The sequence below is a fragment of the Humibacter ginsenosidimutans genome, from assembly GCF_007859675.1.
Taxonomy (GTDB): domain Bacteria; phylum Actinomycetota; class Actinomycetes; order Actinomycetales; family Microbacteriaceae; genus Humibacter; species Humibacter ginsenosidimutans.
Genome location: NZ_CP042305.1, coordinates 367,193 through 379,490, shown reverse-complemented (window position 1 = coordinate 379,490; position 12,298 = coordinate 367,193). Strand labels below are relative to the sequence as shown.

Below are 12,298 nucleotides of genomic sequence, written 5' to 3'. Positions count from 1 at the left end.
AGAGGGTCGGCGCACGACGACCGGTACCGCAGGCGTCACCCGCAGGTCAGGTTGCCGTACCGAACCCCGATTCCACAAGGGCGGCGAGCCGGTCGACCGCTTCCCTCGCGGAGGGATCGGCCGTAGCGATCTCGAGGACCGCACCCTGAGACAGCCCGAGCGAGAGGATGCCCAACAGGCTCCGCGCATCCGTCCCGTTCACCGTCACCTTGGCACCGAGTGAGGTCGCCAACTTCACGAACTCGGCGGCGGGGCGTGCGTGCAGCCCGTCGGGATTGACCAGGGTCACCGTGCGACTGTAGCCGGCGTTCGGCGCGCTGTCGTCCCCTGCTGACTCGCGCATGCTCCGATCAGACCCAGCGGACGCCACCGCGGCCAGGTCTCCTCCGGTCTGAGCACGCACGCCTGCGGCGACTGCACCTTCGACAAGGGGACCGTCCGCCGCGGTCACGCGTCCCGCCCATTCGGCCCCGAGCAGGTCGATGGCCGTCTCGGCGGAAAGCACGGCAGATCCGAGATCGGAGAGCACCACCACGCCGGCACCCGAATCGGCTTCGACCACCGCATGCATGATCGCTTCGACGTCCGTGCCGAGGCGACCGTCCGCCGTGCCGCCCACGGCCACGGCCGTCACGTTCGGGCTCATCTCGGCGACGAGCTGCACGACGCCCCGTGCGATCAGGTCGCTGTGCGAGACGATGACAAGGCCGACGACCGAGTGCTCGCTCATGCCGCGGCGTCCGCTGCGGCGCGAAGGACGATGGCCGCGGATGCCGCACCCGGGTCACGGTGTCCGACCGCCCGCTCCCCCAGGTAGCTCGCTCTGCCCTTGTGCGGCAGCAGCGGGTCGGTCGCCGTCGCCCCTTCTTCCGCCCCGCGCGCGGCGGCGGACAACACGGCGACCGGATCGTCTCCAGAGGATGCCGCGGCCCGAGCTGCGGAGACCGCGGCCGTCCAGGCATCCACCATCGTCTTGTCACCGGGGGTCGCGTGACCACGCTCCTCGATGCCGCCGAGCGCCGCATCGAGCATCGCGACCACGTCCTTCGCGTCGAGCGTGACACGGTCGGCCACGGCCTCGGAGGCCCTGAGGAACGCCGTTCCGTAGAGCGGTCCGGCAGCGCCGCCGACCGAGGAGATCAGTCTCATCGCCGTCGCGCGCAGCACGTCGGAGGGCCGAGCATTCGCGGGAAGTTCCTCCAGGGCATCGCGCGCAGCGGCGAATCCGCGGTTCATGTTCTCGCCATGGTCGCCGTCGCCGATCGCCCGATCGAGCTCACCCAGCTCCGACGCCTGCTCGGCGATCCGGTCCGCGGCCGTCCTGACCCAGGCGATCGCCCATGCCGTGTCCAGTGTCATGTCATCCCCATCATCTCAACCCGGGTTCGCGCAATCGCGGGCTCGGTCTCCATCATCACCAGCGCAGAGCGGCAGTGCGCACCGGAGCGTCCCAGAGTTCCACGAGGTCGTCGTCGACGTCGGCCAGCGTCACCGAGAATCCGGCCATGTCGAGCGAGGTCACGTAGGAACCCACCAGCGACCTCGCCATCTCCACGCCCAGCGCGTCGAGTCGTTCGGCGACCCTTCTGAACACCACGTAGAGCTCGGCCGATGGCGTCGCGCCCATTCCGTTGACGAGTGCGATAACCCTGCTCCCGCGCTGCCGCGGGAGGTCCTCCAGGACCGCATCGAGCACGCGATCGGCGAGCTCGTCCGCTGGTGCCATCGTCGACCGAGAACGTCCCCGTTCACCGTGGATCCCGATTCCGAACTCGATCTCGTCGGCGCCGAGCTCGAAACTCCGTCTGCCCGAGTGCGGAGTGGTGGGAGCCGCGATCGCCACACCCATCGATCGCGTCGTCGCCACCAGTCTGCTCGCGAGCCTCTCGAGCTCGTCGAGGTCCGCTCCGCGCTCTGCCGCAGCTCCCACGAGCTTCTCGATCAGCACGGTTCCCGCCACGCCACGGCGGCCGGCCGTGAACTCCGAATTCTGCACCGCGACGTCGTCGTCGATCACCACGGTTCGCACCCGGATGCCCTCGAGCGTCGCGAACTCCGCAGCAGTCTCGAAGTTGAGCACGTCGCCCGTGTAGTTCTTGACCAGATAGAGAACTCCGTGCCCGGTGTCGACCGCTCGCGTGGCGGCGAGGATGGGGTCGGGAGTCGGCGAGGTGAAGATCTCGCCCGGCACCGCGGCATCCAGCATTCCAGCGCCGACGAAACCGATGTGCAGCGGCTCATGACCGCTCCCGCCGCCGGAGAGGATGCCCACCTTGTCTCCGGCCGCACGCGCACGAACCACGTACACCGGGTTCGCGTTCACCCGGACGATCTCCCGGTGGGCGGCACCGAACCCCGCGAGCGCATCGGCGACGAAGCGCCGCGGATCGTTCACCAGCTTCTTCACGCCAGGACCCCTCTGCGGGTGCGCCGCCACGTCAGTGAGCGGCGGCGATCCACTCTTCGAGTTTCGCGGCCGCGGCCCCCGAGTCGACGGCCTCGGCGGCGACGGCCAGCTTGTCGGAGAACCTGTCCAAGATGGCCCGCTGACCGCTCGCCGGGTCGGATGCCAGCTCGAACGACACGAGTCCCGCTGCGGCATTGAGCAGCACGATGTCGCGCACCGGGCCCGCCTCCCCCGCGAGGACTCCCCGCACGACGGCAGCGTTGTGCTCGGCGTCACCGCCCCGCAGCTGATCGATGTCGGCTCGTGGAATCCCGAGGTCGCGCGGGTCGATGTCGTGCTCCGTGACAAGACCGCGCGAGACCTCCCACACGTGACTGTGCCCTGTGGTGGAAAGTTCATCGAGCCCGTCATCGCCGCGGAACACCAGCGCTGTCGCCCCTCGGGTCTGGAAGACGCCGACGATGAGCGGAACCCTGTCGAGCTGTGCCACGCCGACGGCGGACGCCTCAGGGCGGGCGGGGTTGATCAGGGGCCCGAGGATGTTGAAGACCGTCGGGATGCCGAGCTCACGACGCACGGCTCCCGCGTTTCCGTATCCGGGGTGGAACATCGACGCGAAGGCGAAGGTGATCCCGACCTCCTCGAACACGCTCGCGACACGGTCGGCCGTCATGCCGAGGTCGAGGCCGAGCGCCGCGAGCACGTCGGACGAGCCCGATCGTGAGCTCGCCGCCCGGTTGCCGTGCTTGATGACGGGCACGCCCGCGGCCGCCGCCACGATCGACGCCGTCGTCGAGACGTTCACAGTTCCATAACGGTCGCCGCCGGTGCCCACGATGTCGAGCGCCATCGGATCGAGACGAAGCGGAACGGCGTGGTCGAGGATAGCGTCGCGAAAACCGACGATCTCGTCGACGGTCTCGCCCTTGGTCTTCAGCGCCACGAGGAATCCAGCGAGCTGCGCATCGGTCGCCTGCCCCGTCATGACCTGCTCCATAGCCCACGCCGCGTCCGCCACGCTCAGATGTTCGCCCTCGAGCACGCTCGAGATGATCGTCGGCCAGGTTCGGGATTCCGCCATGTGAGCGATCATATCGGCGACGGAGCCGACGACCGCGGGAGCGTGCTGACACGGCAGAGACGATGGAGGCGCTGAGCGCCGAAAGCCGCGATATCGGCCGGATTGAGACGCCCAATGCGAAAACGGCCCCCCGAAATCCGCCATAATGGGGAGCGTGACGAGCACCTCGATATCTCCTTCGGCTCCGGCGCCGACGATCAACCGCCCCAACGTGGTGGCCGTCGGAACCATCGTCTGGCTCGGCAGTGAGGTGATGTTCTTCGCGGGCTTGTTCGCGATCTATTTCACGCTGCGCTCGACGTCGCCTCAGCTGTGGGCCGCGGAGACACAGCACCTCAACGTTCCCTACGCTCTGACGAACACGCTCATCCTGGTCGCCAGTTCGTTCACCTGCCAGTTCGGCGTCTTCGCCGCCGAGCGTCTGCAGGCGCGATCCACCGGCTGGCGCCCGCGCCAGTGGGGCATGGTCGAGTGGTTCACCCTCAGTTACGCGCTCGGCGCGATCTTCGTCGCCGGCCAGGTTGTCGAGTACGCGACCCTCGTCGGCGAGGGCGTCGCGATCAACTCGAACGCCTACGGGTCGGCGTTCTACCTCACCACCGGATTCCACGCGCTTCACGTCACCGGCGGACTCATTGCCATGCTCTTCGTCATCGGCCGGGCCTTCGCGGTCCGCAGGTTCGGCGACAAAGAAGCGACGAGCTCCATCGTCGTCTCGTACTACTGGCACTTCGTCGACGTTGTGTGGATCGGGCTGTTCCTGGTCATCTACGTCCTCAAATAGAGAAATCGGGAGCAGAGCACTTCACATGCGGGAGACAACGCACAAGACCGCTCGCAAGCGCAAGGCGGGTCGCAGGCATCCACTCGCGACGGTCGCGCTGATCGCGATCGGCCTCGGCCTCACCGGTGGCACGTATGCCGCCTTCAACGCGACGGGTTCCACGGCAGACGCCGCATCGTCGAGCCAGAGCGACATCGATGCAGGCCAACGGCTCTTCCAGGCCAACTGCGCCAGCTGCCATGGCCTCGAGGCCCAGGGCACCGACGACGCCCCCAGCCTGATCGGCGTCGGCGCCGCCGCTGTCGACTTCCAGGTCGGCACGGGCCGCATGCCGATGGCCATGGACGGTCCGCAGGCCGAAGAGAAGCCCGCGCAGTTCGACCAGAGCCAGATCGACCAGCTGGCCGCCTACGTGGCGTCGTTGGCACCTGGACCCGATGTTCCCAGCTCGGAGTACACCGACGGTGGTGGAGACGCCGCGAAGGGCGCCGAGTTGTTCCGCGTCAACTGCGCCATGTGCCACAACGTGGCGGGCGCCGGCGGAGCTCTCACCGAGGGCAAGTTCGCTCCCCCTCTGCGCGGAGTCACCGGCACGCACATCTACGAGGCGATGATCACCGGCCCGCAGAACATGCCGGTCTTCAACGACCGCAACATCTCCCCCTGAGGGCAAGCGGGACATCATCACCTACCTCAAGTACATCGAGGCGAACCCCTCCCCCGGCGGATTCGAGCTCGGCTCGCTCGGCCCGGTCGCCGAGGGCCTGTTCATCTGGATCTTCGGCCTGGGTTCGATCGTCGCACTGACGGTCTGGATCACGGCGAAGTCGAACTGATGCACGCTCAGATCGCAGACGAGCGCAAGAAGGAGAGCAATGGCACTGGACGATAACGGCGGCACGGAGATCACGCCCGCCGCCTCGTCGGCCGTCGACCACCGTCCCGGCGACCCGGGTACGGCCGTCATCGTGCAAGACGCCGTGGAGAACCCCGGTTTCCCACCGCACCGCGCGAGGATCACCGACAAGGACCCGCGCAAGCAGCGCCGAGCCGAGCGCACGATCTACACGCTCTTCTACCTGTCGATCGTGGGCAGCATCTGGGCGATCGCGGCGTACATCGCGTTCCCGATCGAGTCGGGGAACATCGCCGACCTTCGCATCAGCACGCTGGCCATCGGCCTCGGCATGACGCTGGCCCTGCTGGCGATCGGCTTCGGCGCGGTCCACTGGGCCAAGGCGCTCATGGTCGACAAAGAAGGCATCGACATCCGGCATCCCGTTCAGGGCTCCGACGAGACGCGCGAGCGTTCGGTGGAGATCTTCAAGGAGGCCGACCAGGAGTCCGGTTTCGGTCGACGCACGCTGATCCGCAATTCGCTCATCGGTGCGCTGGTCGCCTTCCCGCTGCCCGCCATCGTTCTCTTCCGCGGGCTCGGCCCGATGAACGAGGATCCGGTGAAGCTGCTCTCCCACACCATGTGGAAGAAGGGCATGCGTCTCACCCGCGACCCGTCCGGCACGCCGATCAAGGCATCCGACGTCACGATCGGTTCCGTGTTCCACGTGATCCCCGAGGGGCTCAACGACAAGGAAGACGCACTGGACCAGAAGGCCAAGGCCGCCGTGCTCCTGATGCGCCTCGACCCGAAGGACCTTCACCCGCGACCCAGCCGCAAAGACTGGGCGTACGACGGCATCGTCGCCTACTCGAAGATCTGCACCCACGTCGGATGCCCCGTCGCCCTGTACGAGCAGCAGACCCACCACCTGCTCTGCCCATGCCACCAGTCGCAGTTCGACATCACGCACGAGGCCAGGGTCATCTTCGGACCGGCGAACCGTCCGCTGCCGCAGCTGCCCATCGAGGTGGATGCCGACGGATACCTCGTCGCTCAGAGCGATTTCCATGAGCCCGTCGGCCCGAGTTTCTGGGAGCGTCATTGACCGCCACGACAGCCGCTGACACCACGGCCAAGAAGCGCAGTTTCACCGCTGCCGCTGCGAACTACATCGATGAGCGCACCAGCATCTCCGGTGTGGTCAAGGAGTTCGGACGCAAGATCTTCCCCGACCATTGGTCGTTCCTCCTCGGTGAGATCGCGCTGTACAGCTTCGTGGTCATCCTCATCACCGGAACGTTCCTGACGTTCTTCTTCCAGGCCTCCCAGGCGGACGTGATCTATCACGGCTCGTGGGTGCCTCTGAAGGGCATTCAGATGTCCGCGGCGATGAACTCGACGCTGAACATCTCGTTCGACATCCGCGGCGGTCTGCTCGTTCGTCAGATCCACCACTGGGCAGCCTTGCTCTTCGTCGCTTCCATCGGCCTGCACATGCTGCGCATCTTCTTCACCGGTGCGTTCCGCAAGCCCCGTGAGCTCAACTGGGTGATCGGCTTCACCCTGTTCGTGCTCGCGATGGCAGAGGGCTTCACCGGGTATTCGCTGCCCGATGACCTGCTCTCCGGCAACGGTCTGCGCATCATCGACGGTCTGATCAAGGGCATCCCCGTGGTCGGAACGTGGATGTCGTTCCTGCTCTTCGGCGGCGAGTTCCCTGGCACGGCCATCGTCGGACGCCTCTACACGCTGCACATCCTGCTGCTTCCTGCGCTCGTCGTCGCGTTCGTAGCGCTGCACCTGGTCTTCGTCGTCGTGCACAAGCACACGCAGTACGCGGGCCCCGGTCGCACCCAGCAGAACGTGTCCGGCTTCCCGATCCTCCCCGTCTATGCGGCGAAGGCGGGTGGATTCTTCTTCATCGTCTTCGGTGTTCTGGCGCTGATCGCTTCGCTCTTCACGATCAACCCGATCTGGATGTACGGACCTTACGACCCGTCACCGGTCTCGGCGGGTACGCAGCCGGACTGGTACATCGGATTCGCGGACGGCATGCTTCGCCTGATCCCGCCGCACTGGGAGTTCGTGTGGCTCGACCGCACATGGTCGTTCAACATCATCGTTCCAGTGGTCGTGTTGGTCCTCTTCCTCGTTCTGGTGGCGATCTACCCGTTCATCGAGGCGTGGGTCTCCGGAGACAAGCGTGAGCACCACATCCTTGATCGCCCGCGCAACCAGGCGACCCGCACTGCGATCGGCGCTGCCGGCGTCACGTTCTACGCCGTGATGTGGGCGGCCGCGAGTTCCGACCTCGTCGCAACCCACTTCAAGCTGACCATGGAGGGCGTGATCCACACCCTCCAGGTGACGCTGATCCTCGGTCCGATCGTGGCCTACTTCATCACGAAGCGCATCTGCATCGCGCTGCAGAAGAAGGATCGCTCCATCGCGCTGCACGGCTACGAGTCCGGCCGCATCGTGAAGCTCCCCGGTGGCGAGTTCATCGAGGTGCACCAGCAGCTCGACGAGTACGAGCGCTGGCGTCTCGTCAGCCAGGAGACCTACCAGCCGCTGATGCTGCGTCCGAACTCGCGTGGCAAGATCACCTTCAGCAACCGCCTCCGCGCCGGCATGTCCCGGTGGTTCTTCGAGGATCGCCTCGAGCCCGTCACCAACAAGGAGCTCGAGTCCGGACACGGACATCACTAGCTGAGCAAAGCACCCTGCAGGTCGGGCACCGAGCCGACCGGGCGAGAGTCCGGCGGCATCGGTGCCCGACCTCTTTCGTGTTCAGATCGCGACCGCAGCACGCCGCGCCGCGGGATCCACGAGCACATCCACGTTGCTCGTTCGCTGTTCGACGGCGCCACGGCCACGAGGCAGCATTCGGACATCAGGGGTTGCGATGCCATCGAGCAGTCGGGCCGCGATGGCTGGATCCGGATGAAGATAGGGCCGATCCCAGAACGGGATCAGCGCGCGCCTGGACGTGGTGAGACCCAACGCGTTCTGGCGTTCCAGGAGACCGTCCAGCGCCTCAGCGATCCCCCGTTGCCTCTCCCCCGCATCGTCGCCCGCAATGACGTCGTAGATCGCCGTACGCATATCTCGCGCGCACGGCAACCGATCGAATGCCGATCCCAGCCATTTCGCGTACGGAGGCCACCTGCGCTCGATCATGAATGCCAGGTGCAGCACGACCGCCGCGAGCCGGGCCGCGATGATGCGCGACCCGATGTCATCCCCGACGTCAGCAGCGCGGCCCATCAGCGGGAGTTCCTGGCCGATCCGATCCCAGTCGCACGCCAGCACGTACCGCCAGATGTCGTCCGGGTACCACTCCAGCGCGCGACGTGCGGTCTCCAGCTCTCCGGACTGGTCGACGAAGACGGGGCCGCCTGTGGCCTCGAGAACCGCTTGTCCTGACAGCGACAGCCAGTCCGGCACGGACATCTCGGACCGCGGATCGAAGCCGAGACGATCGATCAGAAAGTCCGTGACAGTGCCGACCTCGACGTGGTGGCGGAGCGCGTTCTCCCCGGTGAAGGCGAACCTGGTCGGTTGCCCTCGGAAGCGTTCAGGGAGCTTCTCATCGAGCTCGGCCGTCACCGCGGCGACGGACTCCTGCGGTACGAAGAGGCTGAGGCGCAGGCCCCAATCGTGGTCTCGAGATGTGTCATCGTCGAAACCGAGCACGTCAGAGCCGGTGCCGAGCCGGCCCGCTGCGACCTTCATCGACGGAAAGCGATGCGCGACGATCGGTCCGACGACCTCGGCGAAATAGCGCCGCGAAAGCTCGATGCCGGTCTCCGCGTCAGACGTCATGACATCCTGCCTGGCCCTCATGATCAGTGTTCGTTCGTCTGCATTCGTCGACGGAAACGCGCCGGAGGGGCGGGACCTGATCGGTCCCGCCCCTCCGGACGCAGCGAATGCCGTACCTCTACCGAGCGAAATATCCCCGGTAGTACTCGTAGACCCAGCCGACGAGGCTGACAGCTGCCAGCGCGCCGCCGATCGGCACGATCCACCAGCCGACGGCGATTCCCAGAGCACCGAGCGCCGCCGAGAGTCCGAGCAGGAAGGGCCACCAGCTCCACGGGCTGAAGTGTCCAAGCTCCGGGTCGCCGTCGTCGATGTTCGCATCCAGACGATCTTCCGGAAGCTCCACGCCGTTCTGGGTCGCGTGGGTGCGACCCAGGAAGAACGCGATGAAGGCTCCGAGGATGCCTGTCAGAGTCAGAGCGACGGTACCGACGGGCTCGATCTCGTGGTGAGGGTAGTAGAACCATGCCCACACCGTGTAGGTGATCGCCATGATCCAGAAGAAGATCGCAATGATCCAGAAGACTGTCGCACTGACGCGCATGTCACTTCACCTCTGCAGAATCGACACCAGCATTTGCCGCCGGAGCACCGACACCGATCGCGATCGGCACGGCCACCTCGGGGTGGTTCAGGTCGAACGCCGGCGATTCGCTTCGGATGCGTGGGATCGACGTGAAGTTGTGCCGCGGCGGCGGGCAGCTCGTCGCCCATTCGAGCGACCTGCCGTAACCCCACGGGTCGTTCACCGTGACCTTCGCACCGGAGCGAGCCGTGATGTACACGTTCAACAAGAACGGGATCATCGAGATCGCGAGGATCGCCGCACCGATCGTCGAGACCTGGTTCATCCAGGTGAACCCGTCCTGCGGCGAATAGGTGTAGTAGCGACGCGGCATGCCCACTACGCCCAGCCAGTGCTGGATGAGGAACGTGGTGTGGAAGCCGATGAACAGCAACCAGAAGTGCCACTTTCCGAGCTTGTCGTTGAGCATCTTGCCTGTCCACTTCGGCCACCAGAAGTAGAAGCCCGAGAACATGGCGAACACGACCGTGCCGAACACCACGTAGTGGAAGTGCGCCACCACGAAGTACGTGTCGGACACGTGGAAGTCGAGCGGCGGCGAGGCCAGGATCACGCCGGTGAGGCCACCGAAGGTGAAGGTCACCAAGAATCCGATCGCCCAGAGCATCGGCGACTCGAACGTGATCGATCCGCGGAACATGGTGCCGATCCAGTTGAAGATCTTCACGCCCGTCGGCACAGCGATCAACATCGACATCAGCGAGAAGAACGGCAACAGCACCGACCCGGTCACGTACATGTGATGGGCCCAGACCGTCATCGACAGCGCCGCGATGGAGATCGTCGCGTAGACGAGGGTCTTGTAGCCGAAGATCGGCTTACGACTGAAGACAGGGAACACCTCTGACACGATGCCGAAGAAGGGCAGCGCGATGATGTACACCTCTGGATGGCCGAAGAACCAGAACAGGTGTTGCCACAGAATGGCGCCACCATTGGCCGCGTCGAAGATATGGGCGCCGAGCACGCGGTCGGCGGCGGCGGCGAAGATCGCGGCGGCGAGCACGGGGAACGCCATCAGCACGAGGATCGAGGTGACCAGCGCATTCCACGTGAAGATCGGCATGCGGAACATGGTCATACCGGGTGCGCGCAACGTGATGATCGTCGTGATGAAGTTCACCGCACCGAGGATCGTTCCGAAACCGGAGATGCCGAGACCGAGCATCCACATATTGCCGCCGAGGCCAGGTGAGAACGTCGTCGAGGCGAGCGGTTGATAGGCGAACCAGCCGAACGACGCCGCACCCTGCGGAGTGAGGAAGCCGGCGACCGCGATCAGCGAGCCGAAGTTGTAGAGCCAGTAGGCGAAGGCATTGAGCCGCGGGAACGCGACATCCGGTGCACCGATCTGCAGCGGCATGATCACGTTGACGAACCCCGCGAAGAGCGGCGTCGCGAACATGAGCAGCATGATCGTGCCGTGCATTGTGAACAGCTGGTTGTACTGCTCGCGCGTCTGCACGACCTCGAGGCCCGGCTCGAACAACTGGGCGCGGATGATCAGTGCCATCACACCGCCGACGCAGAAATACACGAACGACGTGATCAGGTACATGTACCCGATGGTCTTGTGGTCGGTGGAAGTGATCCAGTTGACCAGGATGTTGCCCTTGCGGTGGATCTTGGTCGCACCGAGGATCTGAGCTGTCGGCGACGCCGTGGTCGTCGAAGGAGCCGGTGCTGTTGTCGTACTCATTCTCCGGATGCCTTAATCGTTGTTCTTCGGGGCGCCCGTGCCGGGCAGGTTCAGGTTGCGATCTTCATCGGAGCCGAGCTTGCCTGTGTAGCCCCGGTCCTTCAGGTCCTGCATGTGCTGCAGATACTCGTCGTCGGAGACGACCTTCACGTTGAAGAGCATCGCCGAGTGGTACTCGCCGCAGAGCTCGGCGCACTTGCCGACATAGGTGCCCTTGCGCGTCGGCTCCAGGTACATGTAGTTCGTATGCCCCGGAATCACGTCCTTCTTGTACAGGAACGCCGGGACCCAGAACGAGTGGATGACATCACGCGAGTTGAGCTTGATCGTGACCTTCTTGTCCACCGGCAGATAGAGGGTCGGGATCTGGCTTTCGATGACCGTTCCCGCCGGAGCGTTCGGGTCGTTGTCGTTCTGAGCCTGGATGCCCGGATCGTAGACGCCGTTCGACAGGTAGTTGAAGTCCCATGACCACTGCTTGGCGTAGACCTGCACGGTGATGTCGGGATGGGCGTAAGGCTTCTCGATGGTGTCCTGGGCCTTCGTGGTGAAGGCGAAGAAGCCGATGATCAGCACCAACGGAACGATCGTGTAGAAGATCTCGATCGGCATGTTGTATCGCAGCTGCACGGGGAGGCCGGTCTGGCCCTTGCGGCGGCGGTAGACGATGACGCACCAGATGATGAGTCCCCAGACGAGGAGACCCACGAGCAGAAGCACGATCCACGAGGTGACCCACAGCCCGGACATGAGTTCCGTGTGGTTGGTCACCGGGGTCTTGCCGTCGAAGCCGGGCAGGAATCCGTTCAGCTGGGACTGCGAGCAACCAGCCAGAACCAGGACGACCAAAGCTGCGACTGGAACTGCAGCCCATCGGAAACGGCGATTGTGACGCACCGGTGACCTTTCGAGTGAATCGTGGGCAGCGCGGTATCCGCAGCTGCGTTGACCTTTGCCTAGCCTACTGCCATCTGAGGGGCCGATGCGCGCCGGACGCACCGTCGTGCGTCCCGTTCTGGGCCCCGGAAACGACGAAAAGGACCGGCTGATCGGCCGGTCCTTCTCGTTATGGAAT

11 protein-coding genes and 1 pseudogene are annotated in these 12,298 nt (G+C 65.2%); 4 read left to right on the top strand and 8 right to left on the bottom strand.

Translation table 11 applies throughout. From position 1 onward, the window contains the following. Positions 1–46 precede the first annotated feature (46 nt). From dhaM to trpD, 4 genes are read right to left on the bottom strand one after another with little or no spacing between them, the layout of a single operon-like run. The gene (gene dhaM, locus FPZ11_RS01840; protein ID WP_146317885.1) at positions 47–730 is read right to left on the bottom strand and encodes a dihydroxyacetone kinase phosphoryl donor subunit DhaM; all 684 of its coding nucleotides are present in this window, start codon (positions 728–730) and stop codon (positions 47–49) included. Then, positions 727–1,359, bottom strand: a complete 633-nt coding sequence (dhaL, locus tag FPZ11_RS01835) for a dihydroxyacetone kinase subunit DhaL (protein ID WP_146317883.1) — start codon at positions 1,357–1,359, stop codon at positions 727–729. Before dhaL ends, dhaM begins: the two co-directional genes overlap by 4 nt. Positions 1,360–1,414: 55 nt before the next feature. Beyond that, on the bottom strand, positions 1,415–2,407 hold the full coding sequence (dhaK, locus tag FPZ11_RS01830) for a dihydroxyacetone kinase subunit DhaK (RefSeq protein WP_146317881.1): 993 nt from the start codon (positions 2,405–2,407) through the stop codon (positions 1,415–1,417). A 31-nt stretch (positions 2,408–2,438) separates the two neighbouring features. After that, the gene (gene trpD, locus FPZ11_RS01825) at positions 2,439–3,488 is read right to left on the bottom strand and encodes an anthranilate phosphoribosyltransferase (protein ID WP_146317879.1); all 1,050 of its coding nucleotides are present in this window, start codon (positions 3,486–3,488) and stop codon (positions 2,439–2,441) included. 145 nt (positions 3,489–3,633) lie between these two features. On the opposite strand from trpD, the gene ctaE reads away from it, so the two are divergent. From ctaE to qcrB, 4 genes and pseudogenes are all read left to right on the top strand, one after another. Beyond that, on the top strand, positions 3,634–4,272 hold the full coding sequence (gene ctaE / locus FPZ11_RS01820; RefSeq protein ID WP_168203709.1) for an aa3-type cytochrome oxidase subunit III: 639 nt from the start codon (positions 3,634–3,636) through the stop codon (positions 4,270–4,272). 25 nt (positions 4,273–4,297) lie between these two features. Beyond that, positions 4,298–5,108: pseudogene (qcrC, locus tag FPZ11_RS01815) on the top strand (cytochrome bc1 complex diheme cytochrome c subunit). 39 nt (positions 5,109–5,147) lie between these two features. After that, positions 5,148–6,218 (top strand): cytochrome bc1 complex Rieske iron-sulfur subunit, encoded by a 1,071-nt coding sequence (gene qcrA, locus FPZ11_RS01810; protein ID WP_146317877.1) that lies wholly within the window; start codon positions 5,148–5,150, stop codon positions 6,216–6,218. Then, positions 6,215–7,822 carry a cytochrome bc1 complex cytochrome b subunit gene (qcrB, locus tag FPZ11_RS01805; RefSeq protein WP_146317876.1) on the top strand — a complete coding sequence of 536 codons (1,608 nt, stop codon included), beginning with the start codon at positions 6,215–6,217 and terminating at the stop codon, positions 7,820–7,822. The genes qcrA and qcrB overlap by 4 nt, the downstream gene beginning before the upstream one ends. 81 nt (positions 7,823–7,903) lie before the next feature. Here the strand turns inward: qcrB and FPZ11_RS01800 are convergent, their stop codons facing one another. From FPZ11_RS01800 to ctaC, 4 genes are all read right to left on the bottom strand, one after another. After that, the gene (locus tag FPZ11_RS01800; protein WP_146317874.1) at positions 7,904–8,938 is read right to left on the bottom strand and encodes a DUF4037 domain-containing protein; all 1,035 of its coding nucleotides are present in this window, start codon (positions 8,936–8,938) and stop codon (positions 7,904–7,906) included. A 118-nt stretch (positions 8,939–9,056) separates the two neighbouring features. Further along, positions 9,057–9,482, bottom strand: a complete 426-nt coding sequence (locus FPZ11_RS01795) for a cytochrome c oxidase subunit 4 (RefSeq protein ID WP_146317872.1) — start codon at positions 9,480–9,482, stop codon at positions 9,057–9,059. A gap of 1 nt (position 9,483) precedes the next feature. After that, positions 9,484–11,223, bottom strand: a complete 1,740-nt coding sequence (gene ctaD, locus FPZ11_RS01790) for an aa3-type cytochrome oxidase subunit I (protein WP_146317870.1) — start codon at positions 11,221–11,223, stop codon at positions 9,484–9,486. A 12-nt stretch (positions 11,224–11,235) separates the two neighbouring features. Then, entirely contained in the window at positions 11,236–12,120 is an 885-nt protein-coding gene (ctaC, locus tag FPZ11_RS01785) for an aa3-type cytochrome oxidase subunit II (protein WP_146317868.1), read from the bottom strand. Positions 12,121–12,298 lie beyond the last annotated feature (178 nt).

What these genes read in the sequence shown, in the direction of transcription:
- FPZ11_RS01800 (WP_146317874.1), bottom strand. Translation starts at nt 8,938, where the DNA reads ATGACGTCTGACGCGGAGACCGGCATCGAGCTTTCGCGGCGCTATTTC.
- dhaM (WP_146317885.1), bottom strand. Translation starts at nt 730, where the DNA reads ATGAGCGAGCACTCGGTCGTCGGCCTTGTCATCGTCTCGCACAGCGAC.
- dhaL (WP_146317883.1), bottom strand. Translation starts at nt 1,359, where the DNA reads ATGACACTGGACACGGCATGGGCGATCGCCTGGGTCAGGACGGCCGCG.
- trpD (WP_146317879.1), bottom strand. Translation starts at nt 3,488, where the DNA reads ATGGCGGAATCCCGAACCTGGCCGACGATCATCTCGAGCGTGCTCGAG.
- FPZ11_RS01795 (WP_146317872.1), bottom strand. Translation starts at nt 9,482, where the DNA reads ATGCGCGTCAGTGCGACAGTCTTCTGGATCATTGCGATCTTCTTCTGG.
- ctaD (WP_146317870.1), bottom strand. Translation starts at nt 11,223, where the DNA reads ATGAGTACGACAACAGCACCGGCTCCTTCGACGACCACGGCGTCGCCG.
- qcrA (WP_146317877.1), top strand. Translation starts at nt 5,148, where the DNA reads ATGGCACTGGACGATAACGGCGGCACGGAGATCACGCCCGCCGCCTCG.
- ctaE (WP_168203709.1), top strand. Translation starts at nt 3,634, where the DNA reads ATGGGGAGCGTGACGAGCACCTCGATATCTCCTTCGGCTCCGGCGCCG.